Genomic DNA, 24,482 nt, shown 5'->3' on the forward strand with positions numbered 1-24,482 from the left:
ACGTACCTTTCCCGGCGTCGAAAAAGGCCAAAACCAGTTATATGATGCGATAACGCTCGATTATTTTATCAAAGAAAAGCTCTCATGCTGTACTTTTTATAGCTGTAAAGTGCTATGTATATACGTGGTATGTAAAACAGTACGAAATCGTAGGAGAGGAAAATGGCACGCGGCGGAATTAACAAGGCGACTGTCCTGGAGGCTAGGAGAGCGCTGCTCGCCCGCGGCGAGAATCCGAGCATCGACGCCGTGCGCATTGAACTGGGTAATACCGGCTCAAAGACGACCATTCACCGTTATTTGAAGGAGATTGAAGATTTTGATCCGCGGCCTCGGGCATCCACGGAGCGATTAAGTGACGAGCTGACTGAGCTTGTGGCCGGCTTGTTGGCGCGAATGACGGAGGAGGGGGGTGAAGCTATTGCACACGCCCAAGGCGTTTTTGACGAACAGCGCGTTGCCTTGGAAAAAAAGTACGAAGCTCTCAATGCAGAGTTCACCTTCTTGCAGCGCCAGTTTGATAGCCAGAAGGCGGCATTTGAGGCTCAAACGGAAGAGTTGCTGATCTGCCAGACCGGCCTTCAAACTGAAATCACCCGCAATGCGCGCCTGAGCCAAAATCGCAGTGATCTCGAACTGCGCGTGCAGGAGAAGGATGAGCAGATCCGCTCCCTGGAAGAAAAGCACCTGCATTCACGCGATGCGCTGGAACATTACCGCAACGCGGTCAAGGAGCAGCGGGAGCAGGAACAACAGCGCCACGAAGGGCAGGTGCAGCAAGTTCAGGTTGAGCTGCGCCAACTCCAGCAGACGTTGATGATCAAGCAGGACGAACTGACTCGACTCAACAGAGATAACGAGCGCCTGCTGAGTGAGGCTCGGCAGCAGGCCAAAGCGGCGGCGACACATGAAGATGCGACGCTTCGGTTGACCGGTGAGATTGCTGCCATGAAGACAGCAGTTGCCAAGGCAGACGGGGCGAAAGAAGCGCTTCAGGAACAGCTTGGTATGTCACGCGCCGAATCCAAGCGACTGGAGGACGGCCTGGCGCAGGCAAGCGCGCAATTGGCCGAAGCCAAGAGGTTGTCGTTGCACTATTCAGCGGAGCTCACTCAGCTACGACAAGCCGCGGGTCACCCTGATATCGAAAATGAAAGCTCCACTAAATAAAACCCAAGGAGAGTTAGATTGAACAAATTTAACGCGGCGTGCAGCGGTTCTGATGCAAGTACTCTTGGCCTGAAACATGCGCATGAGCGCCTGATGTAACCGCCACTGCATTTTTGACCCAGGTGCCGACGCTATTCTGACCCAACCCAGAAGTCTAAAAGCGAAATTCAACAACGAGTCCGGTGTTCGAAACTGGGTCAATGAAATTCCGGCATGTGGGTGAAAAATGCGTCGGCGCCAACAGTAGGGCCCCGGACAGCGGACTCAAGTAGCGACGGCAATTGGCACCAAATGATGAATGTTGAAATCCGGCCGCATAGACACCTGACGCCTCAGCAGTCTGAGCAGGGGGCTCTTGATTACTGCATGACAGACGGGCGGGGCCGGTTCAGCTGTCGGCGCACCTTGCTGTGGGACGCGTTGGTGAATCTGGCATTGGATGAAGAGCGTTTGCCACCGCGACTCTTGGCAGCTTTGTTGCCTTTACCGACGACGTGGAACCACCAGTTGCCCGTTGTATCCCGCCGCAAATCTTCCATTGTTGGCCGCCAGTTGTCACGGCCGACCAGATCAGACACTCGGAGGTACATAGCAAAGAGCGTCGCCACGACAAACAGCGTGCGCTCATGGGCTGGATCATCGTCAGCCATCTGTTCCGCAGTATCAATCACGAAACTCCATTGCAACTCGGTCAAGGACCGAGACGCCACGTCCAGTGTGTTTCGCTGCTTGTAGATCGACTTCTGCTTGATGGCGCGGAACGGATTCGCTTCCGTAAGGCCTTCATCCATCGCGTGCTGAAAGAAGCTACCGCAGGCAGCGAAGACCTGAGCCACAGATCCCTGGGCCATATGGTAAGTACGGGTGGAGAGATCGCTCATCGCTTCAGACGCCAGCTTGCGCTCACGTTTAGAAACGGTGCAACTGAATGGGCGCCAGTCAGGATTCACGACGTACTCATCTGACTCAAGCCGTTTTCGCCCACCGATGCGTTTGAACCGAGATTTGATCATGGGGCCGACCCACGCGGGCGGGTTAAGACAGAATTCCATGAATTGCTCTGCATCGGAGCGACGCAGGCCCAGGAGCGGTTTGCGAGCGATAATCAGCGCCCAGAGCAGCAAGCGTTCGACGTGTGTTCTGAAGGAGTTGAAGGTCGACTGGTTACCGGCGTACGACTTCAAGAAACTCCGCACAATCAAGTAGCTGTCAACGGCACGGAAGCTGACGTCGAATCTGTTGAGATATCGCTGGACACTGGACCGCTCGTGGCTTAATTGGAGAAAGTTGAGTTCGTGGAAACATTCGAAGGTATCGAATATCGGCTGAGGTATATGTGGCATGACTGCACCATGCAATACTGGAATGGCGTTAGCCTGAACGCCTCTAAGGCGAATTCTGCAATATCCGGGGCTGACAGTTATCGGATATTGCATTCCAGCCTTTTGGTGTTGCCGTGCAGCACAATGGCAGTAAGCGCTTGTTGATCAACCTAACGTCATCACCAGCATGCCAAGGCTTCTGGGAGAGGACGGTCTAGGGCAGCTCTGCAATAGTACAGCTAAGCTGACAGAAATGTTTTATTTCATGAAACGCATCAATGAAAATGGCATGGGCTGATACACGTGACTAGTTTATGCCGACCTGGTGCAATCTGCGCTGTCAGAGGACTATCAGACGATTTGAGCGAGTGACACACACTGTGGGCCGGGCTAGTGAATGCATACTGGGCGTGTAGTGCGCCGGTGCTGAAGGGTCAGCTCTAAGCGCTGTCTAGATTTAAGCCATTTCCCATTGGAATGGTAAACTCCCGTGCAGTGAAGTGTAAGATCTATTGGACATGTATTTGTGCACCGAAGGGGAGGCATTTGTGTCCGTTGCGTACGTCATCTCACAGAGAGTCAAACGCCTGAAGAAAGGGCAGCCCTTCGTCGGCACGAAGTTGGCCTCAGTCGGCTCTCGCTCTGCGGTCAATAAAGCACTTTCCAAACTGGTACTCGCAGGATTACTAGAACGCGTGGCCCGAGGCGTATACATGCGCCCCAAGTTAAACAGCTACATCGGTCCAGTACGTCCGAGCCCACTCACGGTTATGAAGGTAATCACCACCGCTAACGGTGAGACGATACAGGTACATGGAGCGGAGGCAGTCCGCAGATTGGGCCTCAGCACACAAATGCAGGTGCTACCAACTTATTATACAAGCGGCTCTTCGCGCGAAATCAAAATCGGGGTTGCCTTGGTGCGTCTCAAGCATGTATCTAAAGACCGCCTTCAGCATGCCGGTACGAATCTAGGATTAGTACTCACGGCACTCCACTACGTGGGAAAGCGGGGGATGTCCAAGGAGATTCTGTCAAAAATTACTGATACGCTGAGCAATGAAGAATTTCGCAAGCTTTTAGATTGCAAAATGCCGAAATGGATGCGGTCCTGTCTTACCTCATGACCTATCAGTTGGAGCTAGCGCGATGGCAAGGAATTATGGCTGCGTTGGTCAGCGGCTGCGCCCGTCATTAGCCACCCAATCGTGGCTATGCTTTCAAAAACTGACATGAACGCACACATACCGTTCGCCCGTTGCGACCTAGAGCTTTCGCAAGGATGAGGACCAGGCTTGAATTAAGCTGATCGGTGTGCATAGGCGCGGGGGTACGGTGGAGCTTGCATATTATATCAACCTTCACTCCGAACTTTTGCTGAAGCTGCTGGGAGATCGAAATGACCATGCCGGAAGAGCGCACTCGCGCGGTGATTCAGACTCGAGAATTCTTAGTTGAGCTATACAGCGATAAATCTCTTCCCGAAAAAATTCGGCGCGATGCCAAATATCTTTTACGACATTACCCGAGCAAAGCTGACATGGTGCTAGCAGCCCGACTCGAGGAGCAACCCGCTTTGTTAACAGAGCTCATCGGGCCCGTTTTCAGCTTACCAGGCGATGATTGAAGCAACGTTTTCTCGCCTGCGCTCTGTTTTATCGGGTGTGACGAAGATCGGTCTCTGCACAGAACAAGACACGGATAGCAGGGAGTGTGAGATCGAGATCGTCCCTCAACGAATAGGTAGAGCCGCTGGTCACCTTGAATACTAGGAAATGGGTGCCATCCGTTGGAGCTTCTACGAGCGAGACCTGTTGCAGCGGCTCCATTAACCATCTGGCTTGACCATTCATATATGGCGGGGTTACCAACTGCACCTGCTCGATCCACGTTCGGGTCGACTGGTAATCGACGTACTGCTTAAGCTCTTGGGCGTGATATAGCATCAGCATGGTGGCATTTAATTCCCGCCCATGGCGGCGTACCACCTGCAGGTAGAACCAAGGCAAGATCAACTCCTGCTCGACGCAGCTCCATAATTGCTGGTTGGGAGCGGAGCACAGCTCATCGGGCAGCTCCAATCCGATTTCTGTATGACGGTAAGTAGTGAACATAGCCACCTCAAAATGAACACTATAGATTGTAGCTCTATAGGTTTCGAGAGCGCTTCATCGTTCCTTTTGCGGAATCGGCAAATTGGAACTCAACACAGCGTTTGGCCTTGCGCTCAAACAGGTCCGTAAGCGACAGCAGCTCACCCAAGAGGACTTTTCAAATATCAGCAGCCGGACGTATCTGAGCACCTTGGAGCGAGGCCTGAAAAGTCCCACACTGGAAAAGCTGGAACAGTTGTCCTCAGTGCTCAACGTCCATCCACTGACCATGATGGTTGTTGCATATATGTACAAAGAAAATCGGCAAAATGAATCCGATCTTCTCAAAAATATTGAAACCGAATTAGCTTCGCTTTCACCCAGTGACACCGTTTAACTTGCACATGACCAAAAGAGTCCGAGCCAACCATAGCCTATCCGGGCGCCGAGAATGGCAGCCTTGCAGCGTGTTGCACATAGCCGTAGCGGTTGCCGCATCCGGGCCTACGCTCGTTCAGTCTGCACCTGAAACACTTCAATCAGCTGCTGGTTGTAATCGTCAAGGTGCAGTAGGAGTTCGTGACAACCATGGCCTCGTCACCGCCGTAGAACGCTTTAGCAGAGATCGCCTGCAACACCGCTGCGTTGCCCACAGAGCCTGTGGAGTTTTTTGGCCTGTATGACCATGTTTCTTACCCAACCATCCGAGGCCGGTAGGTCATTGATAAACCCCTAACTCAACCCGCTCCAGGTAGTCCTCGACAGCCTGAAACCCAAGAGAGTTATCGATAAGGTCAAGAGGGACGCTGCCTGCAAGGTGCTTACAAGGTCGATCGAGCCATTCTTCAGCAAGCCGCAGTGCGCCAAAAACAGTCGTCGCGTGCTCTAGTACCTTCGCGTATTGGAAGGCCACCGCGTCCTGCTGAACGTTAAGGCGAGCTGTCTTCGAGTCATCGCCCTGACGTTGGCTCGTTCGGATGGACTTGCCAACGATCCGCCCGATGACCCTCGATGAGGAGTAAAGCTCAGAGATCGAGAGCATGGCCTGAACATCTTTGAGGGCGAAACCTTCCATGGCCAGCAAGAAAATACTGAGCTGGCTTAGCTGTTCGATTTTGACTTGGGTCAAGTATTCCGTAGGCGTACGGGCTGGCAGTGTCGATTTAGCTGTTTGGGTAGGAGGAGGAACCATCTGGCTGACTTCGGTTGCGACATTTGAAGCTAGCTTAGCCCGCTTTGATGCGTCGCGCGTGGTGGCCTGCACCGAATTGATCAGTCGTCCGGCAGGTCGCCCAACGTAATTGAAATGCTGATGGGCACATTGACGTTGAGGTTGTAAAAGTCGGTATCCCCAAGGGAGCACTACGCCTGGCGCCAAGACAAAGCTCGATAGCATCCAGAATGGTAGATTTTCCGCTGTCACCTGGCCGAATCAGGCAATTGAAGCCTGGGGAGGGTGGCTAGTAAATTCGCGAGCGGCGAGCACGCGAATTCCGGAAATCTGAGAACTACTCTGCATGAGCTTGCTGCAACCCAAAGATGAAACTGAGGATGCCAGAACCCGTCACAAAGCTGTACGTACCTGCCCGTTGGGAGCCTGGGACCATGCCGACTACTGGCTCCCGATTCATTTGACTTCGCTCCAGGAGCTCGCGCCTTTCTACGTTTACCCGGCTGACGGCGCAATGGTATTGTCGCCCATCGCTATGCTGCAGTGTCAAACGGATACAGGAGTTCAGTTTATGGGTGTTATGGAAAGAGCATTGGCCTCGTCGCCATTTTTAGCGAGGGCCGCGATTCCGCGTACAGGAGACGATGAAATCCCGGGGTATTACTCCACTGAACTTGATATGTGGGTCGTGAACACGACTGACGGAATCGCCCCCGTCATTGCGGAAGGTGCCTTAAGCGAGCTAATGACCAAGACCAAGGTCAATTTGGAGCAGGACGACGAGGCGCCCTGGCAATTGGACTTGCTCACGAAGACGTTTCACAACACGGAAAGTGACGACAATCACACTGGTGGAAGTAATGAGCTTCTCCAACTAGTGACAAAAACTGACACGACTCAGGAGCGTGACGATCGTTGCGACGTCAATCACATCCTTGAGCTCATCACCAAAACCAATGTCGAGCTAGAGCATGACGACAACGGTGACCCGACCTTTGGTCTCGACACCCGATACTACGAAGGTTGAGGAGGGGGAGAGCTATGCTGTTGTTGGTTACGAATCAGCGGGACATTACGATGGATTATGTCGTAGCTGAAATCCGACGTCGCGATGTACCTTACTTTCGCTTGAATACCGAACGCCTTCCTCAGTCACTTTGCGCTATGGCAAGTCACCCTCGTTCGGCATGGTCGATCTCGATCGATGGCCGCATGATCACTGGTGATCAGATAACTGCGGCGTATTTCCGCCGGCCTGGAGCACCGTATGTGACCGAAAGCGTGACTGATGCTGGCGAGCGTGCCTACATCGCCGCTGAGTGGAGCAGTTTTCTTAAAAGCTTTTATGCACGCCTCGGAGGCCGCTGGCTAAATTCGCCGTCCAATATCTTTGCAGCCGAAGATAAGCCACTGCAACTCCTGATGGCCCATGAGCTTGGATTCAAAGTGCCCACGGTCACCGTTACCAATGATATCGAGTCAGCACGCCAAGTTGCTGAGATGGGCCAGGCCATCGGCAAGCCTCTGCGCCAGGCGGTGCTTACAGGGGAGCGCGAGCGAGTGATCTTCACCACGCGCTTGGGCAAGCTTGAAGATGATCAAGCCCAGTCAATCGCTTTGACACCCTTTATTGTTCAGTCAGAGATCGTTAAGAAATATGACGTTAGGGTCACCGTCGTTGGGGAGTATGTTTTCGCCACGGCCATCTGGTCTCAGGATCACGTTGAGACCGAGGTCGACTGGCGCCAGGGCAGTCGACCAGATTTGAGGCATGAGAAAATCGAGCTTCCTGTCGAGATTCAGAAACAGTGCATTGCACTCGTCAGCGGATTGGGGCTGAGGTATGGGGCTATTGACCTAGTCTGCGATCAGCAAGACGAACTCTGGTTTCTTGAAATCAATCCCAATGGTCAGTGGGCATGGATTGAGAACTTGACAGGGTATCCAATTGCGTCGGCCATCGTGGACGATCTGTTGAAGATTGCCCGTGGTTGAGGAGGGCAGCTCTGTGCGCCTCTACTGCGCAAAGAAGCTGGGTAAGCTACGGTGGTTCTGGCCGATCATTCAACGCTTGCCACCGGATGCCCAAGCCGATTACGACACCTGGATGAAAGGGATCGGCGACTCAGTCAAGGAAGGCGATTGGGCGAAGGACAGCGAAGTCGCACTCGATGAAGCTCGCCGAATTTTCGACGCCGAAACTGATCGTCGCAAAAGTGCAGATGCTAAGGCGGGGATCTACCTGGCCGCGATTACTGCCCTGATTCCCGTATTGGTCTCTCTATTGCCGAGCCTATGGAACGATAAAGCGAGCAAGGTGTTGAGTGTGACTTCACTATTCGTCTTCACCTGGGCGGTGGCATATTTACTGAGGGCTGGAGGTTGGGCTTTCAGCACCTTAAAGGTTGCAGGGTTCACTCAAGTTGGACCGGGAGAGATTGCCACCTGCTGGAAAAAAGAAGAACCCAAGGTGGCTCTCGCAAAATCGTTGGCGATGGCAGCCTTTCTTAATTTCCCATCCGCAAATCAGAAGGTGACCGGCATAAAAATGACCCATGAATATCTTCTGCGAGCATTCCTCAGCTTTACGGTATTGATGGTTGTCCAAGTCGTCTGGCCGGTCGGTACTTGGATAGTCGTTCAGGCGGGAGGGTTATGGAAAACCGACCCCCCCAAAGTTCTTGTCATGTGTTTCTCCTAAGGCTTACAAGTCAAAATTGTGGTTAACAACAGTACAGGATAAGCATTTTACTGAGCTTTTCATCTAGCCAGATTCTGGCGAGCTTCCAGGGTATTTGGTGGGAGGAAAGCTCCACAGCCTTCTAGCGAAAGGTGTGCAATGCCAAACTCAGCCGGCGTTTGTCTTTTTCACATGTGGCAGCCCTTGAAATCTGAGCACAAACTCCACGCTGAACGCTGCAGATTTCACACCGCGACGTGCTCGTAGATGGACCTCATGCTTCCGTATGGCTGCGAAGAGCTAAAATGTCGTATGAGGCCGATGATGATCGTGGCATCGATTTTTGTATTGCGTGGGACAGCGCCGATTACTTCATATGCCTAAACCACGAAGAATAATTTTCGTGATTTTCTAGGCCTATGAATTTTCGAGAATATTTTTTAAGATGATTTTTCTGATTTTAAAGTGACAACGACAGCTCTACAGTTTCTGTGTTTTAGGGGCAAAAAATTCTGATCTTTGTACGGCGGACTATTAGTGAAGCCGAAAGACAGGACACGCCAAGATGTCGTAGGAGTTAAAAAGGAGAATACTTAAGAAAGGATCGACATAATCTACGTACGTTATTGATTTTTAAGATTATTTCTTTTACGTAAAAATTCTTGTTTTTAAAAAAACACGACAACCAGACGCTCCCACGTCCGTATAGGACGGTACGCATAATGTATATTATGTTAAATGATGTGTCTGAACGGACCCTCTCGGTAACTGTCTGTTTCCACTTACCTACGAACGGAATTTCGCAAACCACCGAACCTCTGCAAAATCATGAATATAGCCGCCTTTCCTGATCTGGAATTTGAGCTATTGTTTCATCAACATGTGTTCAGCCGATTTCGTTGATCACGTTGAGTCGATAGAAATCATAGCGTGCGACTCGTCAGCAATTGGTGACAACAAAACCACGCGGTTAGAGTCTAGCTCGCGGAGAGATTTTATGACTGCTCCGTTTGTCCCTATCCCTTTGTTCCCACCGTACAAACATTGGCACGCTGATAGTCCTGAGGATTTTCCTGAGAATCACAACATTCGTTATCGGCTAGAAGAGCTCGACCCCGTCAAGCTGCCTTTCCTCAGCCTGTGGTACTGCAAAAGATTTTTGGAGGCGGCCGCTCACAATTGGCCGCCTTCCCGTGCGAGGGAACTTTACGATTTGGTAACCAGAGTCGCGGAGAAAATGCTCAACTGGAGCTACCTGAATGGCATCTCACTTCTGGACTGGAATCAATCGGAGTTTTGTAATTTCATCAATTTTCTGAAGCAGCCGCCAGGCACGTGGTGTTCACAAACACGTCACAGTAAATTTGTATCAAGTCCCCTGGCCCCATTTTCAGAATGGAAATTCAACGGAAAGTGGCGACTGTTCTGTCGTTCTATTGACGGCACGAATGTTAGAATCCAAAGCCGCAGAGATTTGCAGAGGTCTGCACAAATAGTGCGAGAGTTCTTCGCGTATTACATTTCTACTACGGGTATTAGAAAAGATAACTGCGCGGAGAACGTGCCAGATTTTATCCTCGATGGAATGCCCGCAAACGCGCCATCCTTAGCCCACCTGCCTTATGAGTTGGACTGGACTTTCGAGCAGGTTTTGAATAATTCAGCAGTAGTTCGTAGGCCAGAACAAATATTGTTGTATCTTGCAATGGCCCGTTTCAGCGTCATCCACATCCGCCACGCTCAAAATTTGTCGCAGTTTTTCAAAGTCGGTGACGGTGCTTGGTATTTCAATAATGGCGGAGTTGCGGCAGTGAGTATAGAGCTATCCGCAGATTTCTGCGTCCATCTTGAGCACAGCTTAATCCTGCGTGGCATTGACACGAACGACAGTCTGCCGACAGTACCGTGTTTCCCCACGAATGATGGAGTATTCCCATACGGCTTAGACTCTATGCAGCGCCACATGAAAGAATTTGCGCGCGTGATGGCCGATATAGCCAGCCAAAGCGAAGATCCCAAGATAGCCGCCGCAGAAGATAAATTCAGGCGTATGACGTTTTTATCTATACGTAGCTCTTCTGAATACTATTCAGTTTCAAGGCGGCGAAACCGAATTTAGTAACCGCGCCGTACATCAAAGGCATGAGCTACGTCTTAGCGAATTGCGTCCGCCGGCTGAATTTCAAGCTCAATCTGAGCATGCCCCTGCCGCCGACCAGGCTATTTTAAACGTCCCTTGATGGAAAGTTTGCTAGGTAAAGCAGGCAGCTTTGAGAGAGCTTGCCTTTAATTCCCAAGATTTGCAGATTTGAGGGTGTGTCTAAAAATACCAAAATCTTACATTCTCGACCTTGCGAGGTTCCTCGGTTACGTAGCCGAAGCGCGTAGGGGATACAGTGCTGGGAGAAAGGGCATATGTCCCCTCCTCCACAGCTAGCGCCGGGATACAGAGTGAATCAGCAATGCTCGCTGATACCACTAAGTTTACCGCGGCTGGCGCCCCCAGAAAGATGCCCAAATGTAAGTCGGGTTTATTGCAAAATTCATGGCTGACATCGTTGGCGTAGATGGGTAGGTTCATCTCAGTGTGCTTGGACGAACATCACGAAACTCTGATCAGACCTTGTTCCTCGTACACACGGGTATAAAATCTTAGTGCGCTGATCAAAGGAGAGTCTCAGGCATTCGAAATCTATGCTCGAAATGCAGCAGACGGAACGCCCGTTCTTTATGCTCGGCATAAACAAGGAAGCAAGTAGAGCAAGGCACAGGCCGAAAGGGAGTTTTTTGGCTCCCTTGCTCCCTTGCTACAGCAAGTAAGTTGGTTCTATGTGCAAGCCGTGTGCTGTTGATAAAAAAGCTCTCGTGGGCTGCGGAGCTGATTCCTCATAGGAGTTTCGTTGTGTGCAGCGATCGCACGGCCTAACTCCTGTTTGAAAGTCTCAACGTTTTTTGGATAAGAATTATCGCAGCCGTTTTCGGGTTGGTGAAGTCTTACCGCGACTGAAACATTACGCACTAGAGCTTCAATGCGGCCATTGTAACGTGGCCGCGTGTAAGCTAAGTTTATTCCAAGTCTCATCGCGGCTTGCTTAATCCTATCGCTTTCAAGGTGATATCCATTCATCACTACCCAGTCAATCGAGTAATTTAGAGACGTGTCGGGGCGCTTACGTGAAGTCTCATATCCCTTCTGCAATGCAGATACTACCGCCTTGTTTATATTGTGTGACTGTACCACCGCATATTCAAGTACGTACATTGAATTACTGTCAAACAACAATACTACTTCTGGCCTGGAAACCTGGTTACCATAAAGCAACCGGTAATCTATCACCGTCGTCTCTATTTGGGCTCGGATCAGCAACTTATTCATAGCGATTATCCATTGAGTTTTGTTTCAGGTGCTCAACTCCTACTTTTTGGTAGTGCTGAGCACATGAACGTATTGAGTATCATCGATACTATTTTCGCGGAAAGCGGTGGCCGCGCTTACGCCATGCCTCACCAGACAGAGGATTTTTAGGCGAAGGATGGTGCTGTTTGTAGAGGGGGCATGATGGGATCACAAAAAGGTCTGCCGGAGTGCGATCAATTTGGATCGGGCTATGTTCTTTATTTTTTGAGGCCAACTCTGATTGCGCTGTAAGCTCTTTTAATGCCTTAACAAAGCCCGCATTACTGAGCTCGGGCGAATTTTCAACAGTGGGGCGACCTGGAATGCCAGTAACATGGAATTTTATTCCATTCAAACTAGAAAATATGGTTTCCAATTGGCGAGTATGAATTCGATGTTTTTTCTTAGCACGTGTATCACAAATGGAGAAGCTCAAAATACTTCGAGTGAGTTTATCTACTTCAAGTGTGATAAGTCGCTCATTAGGAAGCTTAGAGCGCGTATAAGGGATACCATGAAACAGTATGCCCGCGTCCTGTAGAGCGACTTGATTTTCCTTATTCATTCGGATGGCCTCTAGTGTTCGACTTGAAAGTTTTTTCAGTACAGATCACTAGCCTAGAACTCCAGCTTGAGGAGTCAAGGTGAAGATCTATGTTCTGATGACTTAGGGGGGAGTGTTAAAAATCTGAATTATGGGGTGGGCCTGTAATCGGAGTGATCACGTCGTATTTTGTTTTTTTAAAGCAACTCGCTGGCAATTTTGTTGAATTGTTTTAAGGGTAGTGAGGCGAATAAAGCAAAATCAAGGGTTTAGCTTGTGAGATGGTCGCTAGTTTTGATTGTTAAATTATTGATTAATTGCCATGTTGCCGCTTGTCGATACTTGAATGTTTGCTGTGAGAACTAAAACAATATAGCAATATTGTCAGGTTTGCCCGCCTAATTGTGAGGATTTAATTATTGTCGGGATGGTTTATTATCGCTTTTTAACATGTGTGATTCGTCGGTTGCGGCCAAAATCAAGGCACCATTTTGGCAAAAGTTTGTGTGTGCTCCTTAAGAACGGCTTTCGTAAACCGAGCCACCGGCTTTGGCCGACGTCTCGGCACGTTCGGCTTCCAACCTCACGACTCCGGGCCAAGGCCTGCGCGCTCCGCTTACCGTCTGAGATAAGTGGGACGTTTGCTGGCAGCTTGCTTCGTACGCTTTAAGAGGATCTGCATGAGGGATAAAATTCTCCTGGATATCGACTGCCATGCGAGACTTCCAAATAGAGCTCGAGGTCATCAAGCGACGGCGATGGCAGTGCCGAGGCAAGCCTGCCATGCGACGTTTCATATCCATGAGTTCGAGACCGATCTGCACAGGCGCACCCCGTTTTGCTCCCTAAAACCCTTTCAGCCCGCGAGGCTTACCAAGTTCTACGTGACATGGCTTTGGGAGTACGCATCATGCGTCGACTCGGCAACCAATCCTGGCCTGAAATCTACTGCGGGCTTACGACCGTCGAGGCGGATGGGTGGGTGATCACGTTTTACAACGATTGCGATACGCTCGACTACTGCGACAGCTGCTGTAGCCCTGACGGCAGGGCCTATATCTTTGATTCATCTCAGCGATACGGTACCGACCCGGCGGTGCTTCTAAGCACGTGCGAACTTGCGCAGCGTGAGAGTTTACTCAGTTCTGTGTGAGCTATTTCCAAGGTGCTCTCCACAGGCACCACCCTTCACCTAGCCCTTGTCAGCAGGTGGCTGTCGTTATGTTCTCGGGAAATGAGGCTCCCTGCTGATTGGGGAGTTACTTTGAAGTCGACTCAACAGATACCAATTCCAAGTATTTGTATTTTTGCTTCTTCGCCGCGGCCTTTGCCTCCTGCTCGGCTACCAGCTTGCTCAGGCTGCTCGAGTCGTGAACAAAGACTTCGACTTCACCGTCATACACCTTCGATACATGTAAGGTCACACGTAGCTTAGACGTATGGTAACCAGTAATTTTCTTCGGGCTGGTGGCTGAGCTTGGTGCTGGTGGGGTCGATGTTGTATCGATTACGGGTTCTGTTGCCTTAGCTTTACGCGGGGCCCGGCAAGCGTCCTCCATTGAGAGTAAAAGGAGTTCCGGTGATCGATCACGCACTGATTGACGTCTAACCAACATGCGGGGCGACTTTGTCGCAGGGATGTATTGGTGTGAGCTTTAGTGGCTCATCCCAGTCACCGAACGCACAAACCTAGCAGCTGGACGTTGCACTGAGCGCTAGGATGCAGCAAACCTTATGTCCTTCCGCGTGCCACTGAACTGCTGAAGCCTCCTGGTGACTCAAGCGCGAGAAACTCCAGTTCCATCCCCGCCATGGACTCCTGCGAAAGCGCCAGCTTCCTCCTCAGCATATCTTGCACTCGGGGTAGATCCACCCTCCCCAACCATTCTCGGGCAACGCACTGCTTTTCGTAGTCCATGGGCTTGTCCCATTCCTCGAAAACAATGGTGTCAATTGCTCGCATGGATGGCACCACAATTCCGCGGGCCTTAGCAGTCAGGCTATTCATCCAGCCTTGAGGGTCGTAATCGGGGAAGCTTATGACCTGGTTAACCCCGGACAAGGCCTTAGTGACAGCCGCCGGAGTGATTTGTGGGCTTCCGCGGAAAAGCATGGGCAGGTGTTTCACCTCGCTTGGCCAGCGGTACTCTTGAACCGCGTACATGACAGCCTGGTTCTCCACCAAGAGCACGGTATCAAGACCATGGAATTCTTCTGCTGGGACGCTGAGACTCCCTCCAACTGGGTGGTTGTACATCCCGGAAGCCAGCTGCAATTGGCCAGAGACCGAGGCAACCATCACTATTCTGTCTCCGGTCTTCAAACGAGCTAGCTTCTCATTGCGCGATTTTTTCGCGATAGCCAGGCGATCGCCTTCCAGCTCTTCAAGGCTGACATGCAATGCATCCACGCCTGCTTCTTTCTTAAGCATCATACGGACGGTTTGGAGATCGTCTTCCGTCAGTGACAAAAAGTTGTTACCAAGCTTCTTGCCAATTTTGTAGTCGTTATTGAGCCGCAACCAAGTGGCGTTGATCTGAACTTTCCTGGTGTCTTGCCGGATCGCGATTACCACAGGCTTGATCGCTCTCATGTTGCCAAAGATGCTCATAGCCGCCCCACCCTCTCTAGAATCAAATCAAGGACTCGTCGGTTTGCGGACGCGCGGAGGTAGGGCGCGTAAACCGAACTCAGCCGATAATTAAGCGGTTTGTGCCGTACCTTGCTAACCGCGGACTGTAGACGTACGTAGCCATCCAGAGCATAGAGCCATATGCTCATGGAAATCTCTGGATCCCCAAGCTCCTCCCAATACGCCACGGCTGATTGAGGTTTTTTGGTTTCGTTCAAGCTCTGCAGCATGTGCTTGAGGTGATCACGAGCAAATGGTTTTTCCAGTACCTTGGGCGGCTCATCGTTGGGAACTACGGACTTCGACTCACGTGGCTTCGGCGGCTCCTCCGCCCGTCGGGTTTTCGGTGGAGGAAGCGATGCAATCAGTAGCTCAAGCGCCTCCAAGCTCTCACCTGCATCGACATCACAATAGACGCTACCAGCCAAGTCAATCTTTGCTGACGGAACCCAGGAAGCGGCATCCTTCCTGTCAAAAAGAGGCTCCAAGTCGATAGGATTTCCTGCCTGGAGGAACACATCGACGGCGTGAGCAACCTGGCGCATATGATTGCGCTTGCGCACCGTCAGACTAAGCCGGTCAAGGCGCCCTATCATTTCATCTAGAGCGAGACGAATCCGCGACACGGCACCGAGGAGGTTCTCCAGGAGTATGCGCCGCAACGCTCGATCGCTATTGGTCAAACTGGATAAGCCAACATGGGTGAACAACCCTAGCTTCTCGTGCAGGCGCTTGAGGCGGCCAATTGCATTGTTGATGTCTCGTAACCGGTCTTTAAGTCGGGGTGAGAAGCCATAACCGCCCTCAATAAAAGCGCGCGTCTGGGCTTGCTCGTTACGCAGATGGTTGGTGACTTGGCGGCAGCTGTGGGTTAAACGCTTCAGGTGCCGTTCGGCATGACTGGAAGAGTCAGATGCCTTGGCTTCATGATATGCCTCACAGTGTTGCTCAATGGCAATAAGAGACTCCTGCAAGTCAGGAGCTGCTCGCTCGAATCCCTGAAGTGAAATCTGTGCACCTACATCTAGAAGCAGGCCACTGAGATAGTAGAGCTCATCATCTTCTTCTATTAGCCCCTTGGACATCAGGTAGGAAATGCCTTTTGTCTTTCGCTCAGGAAGTGCGATCCCGTCCTCGTCTGCGATCGACAATGCTTCGAGAAAGGGAGAATTTCGCGTATCCTCCTCCGCCACATCTGCAGTCGCTACACCCCGTTGACCATTCAGGTCACCCATTCGGTCTCTATTCAGCTTTTGTAACTGATCGTCTTCGCTGTGTAGCTCAGCCAAAGCCGCGGCTCGGATGTTCTGACGTTCTCTTAGCTTGTCATCCAACATCAAAACGCGGCGCTTTTGTGTCCCCATTTGCCGTACGACGGCACGAAACTCATGGGACTGGAGGTTCAGTTCAAAGATGTCTGGCTTCAGCGAATCCATCAATAGATAGCCAGCGCGGTTATCGACAACACTCCTGAGGGGTTGTGCATTGAGCATCATCAGAGTGCGACTTGGATCGGCGTTGTCTTGTTGAAGAATCTCGGCCATGGTCGCTTTCATGGTATCGAAGGTACCACCGCTCTCTATGAGCGCCAGCGTTACCAAATCGATCCCATTGAAATCCTTCCGCTTCGGTGCCAGCGAGAAACCCGAACGGAGGCTCACGATTAGCTTACGCTTGCCGGCGTCGGTGACTTTTTCGAGATGAGCTGTGCCGCTGTTAAATTGGATGATTTGCCGGTAGTGATACGGCTGTAGCCTTGAAGAGTATTTCCTTGATCGCTTGGCTGTACCAGATGTTCAAGGGCAGCCGAGGGGGTGGTCTGAAGTAGGGAACGGAGAACGCAAGCGGTTCTTGTCGACGGTCTTTACGCACACCCATGTATCATCTGATGACGAACTGATGTTGCGCAAAACGTATGATCTTTGCGCCATGGGTGTAGCTCCTCGTACTAACGATCAGCGCGCGGCTCGATAACCTTTTGAGCCTTGCTGTTGTGGCATGCCCCTTTGGGGATGGCTGTCGTAAACCCAGCCCTGTCTATCGACAGGGCTTGGCCCTACGGGCTTCCATCCTCATGCCCTTCGACCGTCCTGGTCTGCGCGCTCCGCTTGCACGATGACCTGGGTCACCTCTCGGTTTGGGCATTACCCGCACCTTCATGCACCCAGTAAAAAATAGGGCATTTACTCAGTCAGTGATTGCAGTGGAGTGTCCATGGTGCTCGAGGAGTCCGCGAACTCGTTAGATGGTTTGAGTTTCACTGTCTTTGAATCTATCAAAAACTCGAAATCTCGCGGGCTAATGCCCAACAAAAGCTAGTCGGGCGTTTCCGCCTCTTGGCTAGCCTGCTCAGAGGTCAGATCATTGGTGGCAAAAGAAAGTTGAGTAATCGCTAAAGCTTTCGGACTTTCCTTCCGTTTAGTAAATAACGGCGAAGCTCATGCGAGCCGCCGTCAAATCCCATTTATTTCACTGGAAAGAAAAGCTAGGAAAAATATGAAAGAGCTCGAAATTTTCAAAGACGACAATAATCTCCGATTTTCAGTTGGGCGCTTCAAAAATCTGCCAAAAGACTCGCGAAGGTCAACTGTAAAGGCTAAATACTATGACGTCATGGTTGCCGAACTATCTGAAAAAAGGGTCGAGATCACTCTGGGCGATTTCCAAATTGTGCTATCGGCAGAGCAAGCGCATGAGCTGGCCTGCCATCTTGTTCTTGCCGGCTTCGATGCGGAAAAATTTGAAAACCAAATGGCACCACCTTTATAAAGCTTGAGATTTTTGGAACCCGGCAGAAATCACCTCTCCAACGGCCATCGCTTTGTCTATCAGGAGGAATGGCGCATCCGTCTCCTCTTGAACTAAATCAATCCGCCCCCCCTCGCGGACGTCGACGGCTTCACGGAGTTGCTGCCCCATTTTTAACCCGACGCTAAGCGGCAGTCGCAATGACCTGCCGTAAATGCCTCGCTGCGGAAGACCTGCTGACAACCGAAGGACTTACCCCTGATGACAAGGGCCGTTGACGGATTTTGATGCGTAGGCGCCAATCAGCAGCTACGCATCGGCGCAGTTGCTACCCTTTCCCGAAATTTTCAAGAGAACCTACTGCGTCCATTCCTCGGCCGCAACGATGTTCACATCACCCTGGAGTCGGGCAGTTTGGGAGAGCTGTTGGAGCGGCTGGTGTTACACAAGCTTGATGTAGTCCTCACCAACACACCGGTCAGCTCGGATGCGCATCGCTCCTGGCGTTGCCAACTATTGGATCGCCAATCTGTTTGCCTGGTTGGCCCGCCCCGGGAAGGGCAGCCGCCTTTTGACCTGCGCCGTGACCTTCAGCATGTCCGCCTGATTTTGCCCGGCCGCAGCAGCGACATTCGCAGTCAATTTGAGTTGTACTGCGATAGCCACGAAGTACGCGCGACCATCTTTGCAGAGGTGGACGACATGGCCATGCTGCGCCTGCTTGCTCGCGACTCCGGCGACGTAGCACTACTGCCAGCGGTAGTAGTGCAGGATGAACTGCGGACTGGTGCTCTACAGTTATATTTGGAAATCCCGGAGATAGTTGAACAATTTTTCGCCGTCACCCAGCAGCGGCATTTCAGTTTAAGTGTCCTCAACGAGTTGTTAAAAGCTCATTAAGTTTTAAAGAAACGCTATGTGTGGTTAATTTAGAGCATTGACGTGCTCATGATTCAATTCAGCATTCGCAGCTTAGCAGACTTGAATTTCTTGAATTTTACTTGCGACCTATTAAGTTCAGCTAGTACAAAGCCCAACACGACGAATTCTAGCTCAACGTTTCCGGCTCGCAGAATTTAGCCTTACTAACCCCAAAAACTATAGCCTTAAGCTTAGAAACAATTTTAATCGCGTCAACTAAATTTTCGAAATAGGAACTTATCTAGAATCACAGTTAATCCGCAGCAGGTGCCCACATTGCAGGTAGTCTTTGTCTAGATGACGAGAGACAATTGCTCGTCATGCTACTTAGATGAATAAATACAGGTCAGTGTGGTTCACCTTGTCTGATCGACAAGGTAGTGAGCGTATTTGAAGAAATTGTTTGTTGGTCAATTACAGGCATTTAAGTACCTACAATTTTCCGGATTATTATATTTGTGCGCACTCTTCCATGGCTTCAGCCAAGCATCGTCCTCCAGTTTTCGTCAGCAATATAGGTTAGAAGGCTTCGGCCTTCCGAGTCCTGCCGACTGAAAAAAATCACCTCATCACTGTAGTGAATCACCAATTTAACACTGGTATTCTCGCTACCACGTTCGCCAATCATTAAGGGATGGAGGCGAAAATAGAAGCCCCGAAGACGCGAACCTTCGGGGCTTTGCATTTTTGCATCAAGGCCACTGTAATTGGCTACCGCGAATATGACCGCACGACTCGCAGAGTTAGCGCCCCTAAGGAACTCACGGAAACATGGGATAGCAACCAGATTGGTAACGCCCAAGAGAAATGAGACAGCGCGCTATGCGCTTCCTTGACACACTCACGGAAGGCCGCCAGCAGTCAGTCATGGTGCGGGAGCTGCCTCGATCAAGCGGGCGTTATGTAAAGGCCTGATTAAGCGGTAGCGGTGACCAAGGCGAGCATTTATCGTCAATAAAGTGCTCAAATCACGAAAGGCTCGAACAGCCTCCGGACATTCACCCGCGCCTTCAGCTTCGCGGCCAACAGGTACAAACCTGCCACCTTGCGATGCAGAAACAGTACATCCACAGGTGGCGTGTGCCAGAAGTCGCGGTCGGCACCTAGTTCCCAACCGGTATCACGTAGGCGTACGGCCAGGTCAGACGTCGCAAAGTCATAGGCACCTTGATGCCTCAGTGGCTCGCAGGCCTGTGTAATGAGATCAGTGAGCACCGCTCGGTGTTTGGGCAGCGTTTCAGGCTGAAAGTAGCCGACGTCCAGCGCGGCATTGGTGATGGCGGCACGGTCTTCATGCAGGCCTGCAATCAGCAAGCGGCGATAAGCCTCGGTAGTGTTGCGGTCATAAAGTCGCGTGGCGCCGAAGTCCAACAACACCATCCGACCGGAGCCTTGCTGATAACGGTAATTGGCAAAGTTAGGATCGGTCTGCACGCACTGGAACTCGAACACCTCGCGCAGAAACAGGCCGAATAGCAACATGATGATCCGGTCGCGCTCTGCTTGGGGGGCGTGCTCTAGTGACTCCACCGCTACCCCGTCAACGAAGGACATCACCAAAATATTCGGCGTGCTGAACTGGGCATACGCACGAGGAACCAGAAAGTCAGGACTGTCGGCCAACAGTTGATCAAAGCGTCGTAAGTGCTCGGTTTCTTTCATGTAGTCCGCTTCATCCTGCAGCTGACGCTTGGCCTCTTGGAGCAATGGGCCGATGTCCATGCCCTTAGGCAGCATCCCGGACATGCGCAGCAAGGTAGCAACGTTATCCACATCGCTGGAAATACTCTCGCGCACGCCAGGGTATTGCACCTTGATCGCCAGGCGTTGGCCGTCCTTATCTTTCGCAGCATGAACCTGGCCGATGGACGCTGCCGCCAATGGCGTGAAGGAAAACCGTTCGAAGCGCCCTTCCCACCCCTTGCCCCAGCTTTCGTTGAGGACTTCCACCAACTGGCTCATAGGCATAGGGTGAGCGTCGCAACGCAGACGAGAAAGGATTACGCTGAACTCGCGCGGCAACAAATCACCTGCATCCATCGATAACAACTGCCCAACCTTCATGGCGGCGCCACGCAGTTGCGACAGTTGCTCGACCACCCGATGCACATTGCCCGACGTCAACAGCAGTTCGCTGAGCGCCGGACGTTTGCCCTGAACCCACTGCCGAGCGCCTTCGGCTAGCATGCCGCCCGCGACGCCCGAGGCCAAACTGCCAAAACGCATCAACCGCGATAAGCGGCTGCCAGGCACGGGCAACGAGCCGGGCTCACGAGGCTTCATGAATGAAGCGCCTCAACGATCGCGGCAAGCAGCAAGCAGACGCTCGCCACTAGGGTAAGCCGTAATCGCATCGGCAGGTACCAGGCGGGCAAGCTAGTAATCCGCAACAGCTGCCTGTCCTGCCGGAGGTGGACAACTAAGCCGATGACCAACAGCAAGCAACCCAATGGCATTGGCAGTAACGTGGCAATCCAAGCAATAAGCGCAGGAATGACACTCCAGAGGAACCGGTCGCTGCCCTGCTCGGCGCTTATGTCTTGCACGGTCATGGCGAAACCCCAGTGTAAGGCGCCGACGAAGCTCAGGATGACTGCGCCATAGTTAACAAGCGCAATCGCAAACAACGGCCGATAGTCGAGAGAGAACGGGATCAGCAGCGCCAGAAAAATAAACGGCAACAGACCGCCATAACCCAGCAGGCTGACGTGCTTTGGCAGAGAGGTTGAAGGCAACACGTTCATTTGTATTCCTTGCAGTGAGCGAAACTACAAGACTGTAGGCCCAAAAGCCCCGCTTGGGCGAGATATTGATGGCGATCCGAAGCTGGGGTCAGCGTAATGAGTCGCTTTGTAGAATTAGGTCATTGCCCCATTCCTTTTCGGGCAAGCAGGCGACGGCATATGAGGAGTTTCGCATCCTTGAGATCATGCTCAGTGCCTGTATTTACCAAGCCGACCGCACCCTAGAACCCTTCCAGCCTTTAGTTCTTCGTGAGCGGGTTTTTAAAGCGTTCCAATGCAATGAACAGATTCTTGAAACCAAAATTAATAGGAAAACCGCGCCAGCTGTGCTTTGCCTGGTCGTCGAAGACTGCTTGCAGTAAGTCATGACGCGAAGTGACTGATGACGCTGCTTGAGATGATCAGGCGCTAGAACACGAAAGTCACGACTACAAATTTTCGGAAATGTCTGGTCGTTTCACCGTCGCGTCAAAGCATACGAGCCCGGGCTCTCTCTGACTAATCCCAGTTCCCTCATCGGGCCACCTAGCTTTTACGAACCGATCCGCTCGCCATCTTGGTGCATCAGCGAAACCAGACTGCGACTGCCAGCAGTGGCTCGACTTTGCGAAAAGCGATAAAACCTATACAAAATTAAATTCGTGTATAGGTTTTATGCAATGTGTGCCATTCTGCCATCAGTCAGCTATCACCAGCTGCTCGCGCTCGTGCCTCGCCAGTCTGTCTTCACTTTCAAATGGGTGGTAGAGGCACACAAGTAGCCCTTGGCATGGATAGCAAAAAGTAACCAGCAAGTTTTGCCCGTATAGGGTCTATCTAAGAGCTCCGCCGATGAAAAACTCAATCTCACTAGCCTCGCGCATAGGCCTTGGCTTCGCCGTAATTGTGTCGTTGCTCATACTAATCACTGCCGTGGGCATCCAACGTGTGGGTTTTATCGACTCCACCCTGGAAAACGTAAGCGAAAATGCGGCGAAAATTCAACGCTACGCTATTAACTTTCGCGGAAGCGTGCACAACCGAGCCATTAGTATTCGGGACGCAGTGTTGGTGGATAGTGATCAAGACTTAACCGTCCACCTCAATGAAGTTATCAATCTAGAACAGGCCTACTCCGATTCAGCCATACCAATGGATCAGCTATTCGCAACTGCAGGGGTAACATCGCAGGAGCAACAGCTGTTACTGGCGATTAAAGACATTGAGAAGCAAACTCTAGTTTCCACTAAGTCGGTAATTGCTTTGCGTCGCGCCGGAGATATTTCAGGTGCACAGGCTTTGCTGCTGCGCCAAACCTCCGGTGAATACAGTGAGTGGTTGAAACGCGTGAATGCACTGATTGACTACGAAGAAGCCTCGATCAAAAGCCAACTCAGTGCGGTACAAGCCACCGCTAGTGAGTTTCGAGGCCTGATGCTCATGGCCAGCGGGATAGCGCTGCTGCTAAGCATCATCCTGGCTATCTCTATCATTCGCTTCGTCAAGTCAACACTGGGTGCTGAGCCGACTCAGGTTGCCCAGGCGATCCAACGGTTGGCGGCAGGTGACTTGCAACAAATGATTGTTACCGATTATCCGAACAGCGTTATGGGCGTCCTGAAAACTGCCCTCAGCCGTTTGGCTGATACCATTAGCGAAGTACGCATTGCGGCCCAAGAGGTCAACAATTCATCTAGGCTGCTGTTGACCACATCGTCCACCAATAACAATCAAATCAGCCTGCAGACCCGCGAAGCCGAGCAGGTGGCAACTGCCATTACGCAAATGGCGGCAACGGTCAATGAAGTTTCGGGCTATGCATCTCAAGCAGCGGACGCAACGAGTCTAGCCGATGCTGAAGTTGTAAGCGGTAATTGCGTCGTTGCGGACACCACACTCGCTATAGAACAGTTAGCGAACACACTGGTTGAAACCACCAATACGGTAGAGCAGGTGTCCAAGCGTAGCGAAGAGATTGAAATAGTGATCGAGGTAATCAATTCAATTGCCACGCAAACTAACCTGTTGGCGCTGAACGCAGCCATCGAAGCGGCCCGAGCAGGTGAGCATGGCAGAGGGTTTGCGGTTGTGGCCGATGAAGTGCGCTCTCTAGCTAATCGCACCCAGGAGTCGACGCGGGAAATACGAGAAATGATAGGCACACTGCAGAGCGGTACTGAAACGGCTGCACAAACCATGCGTAATAGTTGCGAACTGGTAAGCCACACCGTTGCGCAAACCCGCAACGCCCAGACGGCGCTAGCTAAAATCAGCCAGCAAGTCGGCGCCATAAACCACATGAATGCCCAAATCGCCAGCGCATCTATCCAACAAAGCGCCGTGGCCGAAGACGTTGCGCAAAATATCACGCGCATCCATAGCTCAACGGTGCAATCGGCAACTGGCTCTCGTGAAGTTGCAACGGCCAGCCAGGAGTTAGCGCAGCTTGCTGATCGTCTTACCCATAAGGTCGCATTTTTCAGCGTGGCTTAGGGCAGGCCTATTGTCAGTCCTTTTCTTTCAGCATACCTTGTACAAAACCTATACAAGGCCGCTAGAAATGTACAATAAAAAGGATTGGCCACTAACGCTGTACTTTGACGGTCAATGTCCGCTGTGTGCGCGCGAAATCAAGATCCTTAATCGACACGCGGCAGAGAGTCGACTGCTATTTATTGACATCAGCAGCGGTGAGTTCGACGCCAAGGCACTGGGGTTCACATTCGAGCAAATGCAGTCCTCGCTGCACGCCCGTTTCGCCGATGGCCGCTGGGTAACTGGTCTGGACGCCACCTTGTGGAGCTGGCGAGCCGCCGGCTTGGGATTTTGGGCAGCTCCACTGACATGGCGTGCCATCCGACCGCTGCTTGCTTTAGGTTATCGCCTCTTCTGCCGCTTACGCCCCCATTTGGCTTGGCTTCCACACCCTGATGGTCGTCGTCGCTGTGTCGATGACCGTTGCGGGGTGCCGGAGTCAAAACCTGCACCTGACGAGCGGCCCACTTTGAAAACAAAGCAGACCTAGGAAGCTTGGCTTTGTCATGGCCGGACGAAGAAGCTGGGGCATAGCTGATCTGGTGA

19 protein-coding genes and 5 pseudogenes are annotated in these 24,482 nt (G+C 51.6%); 13 read left to right on the top strand and 11 right to left on the bottom strand.

The window, feature by feature from the left end:
* Nucleotides 1-162 precede the first annotated feature (162 nt).
* On the top strand, nucleotides 163-1,170 hold the full coding sequence (locus FQ192_RS24100; protein WP_149660789.1) for a DNA-binding protein: 1,008 nt from the start codon (nucleotides 163-165) through the stop codon (nucleotides 1,168-1,170).
* Nucleotides 1,171-1,634: 464 nt separating this feature from the next.
* On the opposite strand, the pseudogene FQ192_RS24105 reads toward FQ192_RS24100, so the two are convergent.
* Nucleotides 1,635-2,513 (bottom strand): annotated as a pseudogene (locus FQ192_RS24105) (site-specific integrase); the annotation flags it as partial.
* A 527-nt stretch (nucleotides 2,514-3,040) separates the two neighbouring features.
* Here FQ192_RS24105 and FQ192_RS34555 point away from each other — a divergent pair.
* Both FQ192_RS34555 and FQ192_RS24115 read left to right on the top strand, forming a co-directional pair.
* Nucleotides 3,041-3,619 (top strand): DUF6088 family protein, encoded by a 579-nt coding sequence (locus FQ192_RS34555; RefSeq protein WP_149660790.1) that lies wholly within the window; start codon nucleotides 3,041-3,043, stop codon nucleotides 3,617-3,619.
* Nucleotides 3,620-3,891: 272 nt separating this feature from the next.
* Nucleotides 3,892-4,119 (top strand): BPSL0761 family protein, encoded by a 228-nt coding sequence (locus FQ192_RS24115; protein WP_149660791.1) that lies wholly within the window; start codon nucleotides 3,892-3,894, stop codon nucleotides 4,117-4,119.
* 28 nt (nucleotides 4,120-4,147) lie between these two features.
* Here FQ192_RS24115 and FQ192_RS34560 read toward each other — a convergent pair whose 3' ends face one another.
* Complete coding sequence (locus FQ192_RS34560) at nucleotides 4,148-4,606, bottom strand: hypothetical protein (protein WP_149660792.1); 459 nt, start codon at nucleotides 4,604-4,606, stop codon at nucleotides 4,148-4,150.
* A gap of 82 nt (nucleotides 4,607-4,688) precedes the next feature.
* On the opposite strand from FQ192_RS34560, the gene FQ192_RS24125 reads away from it, so the two are divergent.
* On the top strand, nucleotides 4,689-4,982 hold the full coding sequence (locus tag FQ192_RS24125) for a helix-turn-helix domain-containing protein (RefSeq protein WP_149660793.1): 294 nt from the start codon (nucleotides 4,689-4,691) through the stop codon (nucleotides 4,980-4,982).
* Nucleotides 4,983-5,154: 172 nt separating this feature from the next.
* Here FQ192_RS24125 and FQ192_RS35115 read toward each other — a convergent pair.
* The 3 genes and pseudogenes from FQ192_RS35115 to FQ192_RS35120 all read right to left on the bottom strand — a co-directional run.
* Nucleotides 5,155-5,278, bottom strand: a pseudogene (locus FQ192_RS35115) (restriction endonuclease); the annotation flags it as partial.
* 25 nt (nucleotides 5,279-5,303) lie between these two features.
* Nucleotides 5,304-5,777, bottom strand: coding sequence for an MbcA/ParS/Xre antitoxin family protein (locus tag FQ192_RS24135; RefSeq protein ID WP_149660854.1), 474 nt, complete (start codon nucleotides 5,775-5,777; stop codon nucleotides 5,304-5,306).
* A gap of 89 nt (nucleotides 5,778-5,866) precedes the next feature.
* Nucleotides 5,867-6,042, bottom strand: a pseudogene (locus FQ192_RS35120) (ATP-dependent endonuclease); the annotation flags it as partial.
* A 60-nt stretch (nucleotides 6,043-6,102) separates the two neighbouring features.
* Between FQ192_RS35120 and FQ192_RS34570 the strand changes: the two are divergent.
* From FQ192_RS34570 to FQ192_RS24155, 4 genes are all read left to right on the top strand, one after another.
* Nucleotides 6,103-6,783, top strand: a complete 681-nt coding sequence (locus FQ192_RS34570; RefSeq protein WP_256672359.1) for a hypothetical protein — start codon at nucleotides 6,103-6,105, stop codon at nucleotides 6,781-6,783.
* A 14-nt stretch (nucleotides 6,784-6,797) separates the two neighbouring features.
* Entirely contained in the window at nucleotides 6,798-7,751 is a 954-nt protein-coding gene (locus FQ192_RS24145; RefSeq protein WP_149660794.1) for an MvdC/MvdD family ATP grasp protein, read from the top strand.
* Nucleotides 7,752-7,764: 13 nt separating this feature from the next.
* Complete coding sequence (locus tag FQ192_RS24150) at nucleotides 7,765-8,457, top strand: hypothetical protein (protein ID WP_149660795.1); 693 nt, start codon at nucleotides 7,765-7,767, stop codon at nucleotides 8,455-8,457.
* Nucleotides 8,458-9,433: 976 nt separating this feature from the next.
* The gene (locus FQ192_RS24155; RefSeq protein ID WP_149660796.1) at nucleotides 9,434-10,555 is read left to right on the top strand and encodes a hypothetical protein; all 1,122 of its coding nucleotides are present in this window, start codon (nucleotides 9,434-9,436) and stop codon (nucleotides 10,553-10,555) included.
* Nucleotides 10,556-11,263: 708 nt separating this feature from the next.
* Here the strand turns inward: FQ192_RS24155 and FQ192_RS24160 are convergent.
* Together FQ192_RS24160 and FQ192_RS24165 are read right to left on the bottom strand one after the other, a co-directional pair.
* Nucleotides 11,264-11,812, bottom strand: coding sequence for a hypothetical protein (locus tag FQ192_RS24160; protein ID WP_149660797.1), 549 nt, complete (start codon nucleotides 11,810-11,812; stop codon nucleotides 11,264-11,266).
* An 88-nt stretch (nucleotides 11,813-11,900) separates the two neighbouring features.
* Nucleotides 11,901-12,398 carry a hypothetical protein gene (locus FQ192_RS24165; RefSeq protein WP_149660798.1) on the bottom strand — a complete coding sequence of 166 codons (498 nt, stop codon included), beginning with the start codon at nucleotides 12,396-12,398 and terminating at the stop codon, nucleotides 11,901-11,903.
* A gap of 868 nt (nucleotides 12,399-13,266) precedes the next feature.
* On the opposite strand from FQ192_RS24165, the gene FQ192_RS34575 reads away from it, so the two are divergent.
* Nucleotides 13,267-13,530 (top strand): hypothetical protein, encoded by a 264-nt coding sequence (locus tag FQ192_RS34575; RefSeq protein WP_372242361.1) that lies wholly within the window; start codon nucleotides 13,267-13,269, stop codon nucleotides 13,528-13,530.
* Between the two features lie 579 nt (nucleotides 13,531-14,109).
* Here the strand turns inward: FQ192_RS34575 and FQ192_RS24180 are convergent.
* Nucleotides 14,110-14,988, bottom strand: a complete 879-nt coding sequence (locus FQ192_RS24180; protein ID WP_149660800.1) for a hypothetical protein — start codon at nucleotides 14,986-14,988, stop codon at nucleotides 14,110-14,112.
* Nucleotides 14,985-16,670 (bottom strand): hypothetical protein, encoded by a 1,686-nt coding sequence (locus FQ192_RS34105; RefSeq protein WP_256672360.1) that lies wholly within the window; start codon nucleotides 16,668-16,670, stop codon nucleotides 14,985-14,987. The genes FQ192_RS24180 and FQ192_RS34105 overlap by 4 nt, the downstream gene beginning before the upstream one ends.
* Before the next feature lie 835 nt (nucleotides 16,671-17,505).
* On the opposite strand from FQ192_RS34105, the gene FQ192_RS24195 reads away from it, so the two are divergent.
* Together FQ192_RS24195 and FQ192_RS24200 are read left to right on the top strand one after the other, a co-directional pair.
* Nucleotides 17,506-17,778, top strand: a complete 273-nt coding sequence (locus tag FQ192_RS24195; RefSeq protein WP_149660801.1) for a hypothetical protein — start codon at nucleotides 17,506-17,508, stop codon at nucleotides 17,776-17,778.
* A 276-nt stretch (nucleotides 17,779-18,054) separates the two neighbouring features.
* Nucleotides 18,055-18,657: pseudogene (locus FQ192_RS24200) on the top strand (substrate-binding domain-containing protein); the annotation flags it as partial.
* 984 nt (nucleotides 18,658-19,641) lie between these two features.
* Here FQ192_RS24200 and FQ192_RS24205 read toward each other — a convergent pair.
* The gene (locus tag FQ192_RS24205; RefSeq protein WP_149660802.1) at nucleotides 19,642-20,961 is read right to left on the bottom strand and encodes an AarF/ABC1/UbiB kinase family protein; all 1,320 of its coding nucleotides are present in this window, start codon (nucleotides 20,959-20,961) and stop codon (nucleotides 19,642-19,644) included.
* Nucleotides 20,958-21,422: a DUF3429 domain-containing protein gene (locus tag FQ192_RS24210; protein ID WP_149660803.1), complete on the bottom strand. Its 465-nt coding sequence runs from the start codon at nucleotides 21,420-21,422 to the stop codon at nucleotides 20,958-20,960. The genes FQ192_RS24205 and FQ192_RS24210 overlap by 4 nt, the downstream gene beginning before the upstream one ends.
* 1,944 nt (nucleotides 21,423-23,366) lie before the next feature.
* On the opposite strand from FQ192_RS24210, the pseudogene FQ192_RS35125 reads away from it, so the two are divergent.
* Nucleotides 23,367-23,894: pseudogene (locus tag FQ192_RS35125) on the top strand (methyl-accepting chemotaxis protein); the annotation flags it as partial.
* 67 nt (nucleotides 23,895-23,961) lie between these two features.
* Nucleotides 23,962-24,426 (top strand): thiol-disulfide oxidoreductase DCC family protein, encoded by a 465-nt coding sequence (locus tag FQ192_RS24220; RefSeq protein WP_149660805.1) that lies wholly within the window; start codon nucleotides 23,962-23,964, stop codon nucleotides 24,424-24,426.
* The last annotated feature ends 56 nt before the right edge of the window (nucleotides 24,427-24,482 follow it).

It is taken from the genome of Pseudomonas sp. ANT_J12, assembly GCF_008370045.1.
In the GTDB taxonomy this organism is placed as follows: Bacteria; Pseudomonadota; Gammaproteobacteria; order Pseudomonadales; family Pseudomonadaceae; genus Aquipseudomonas.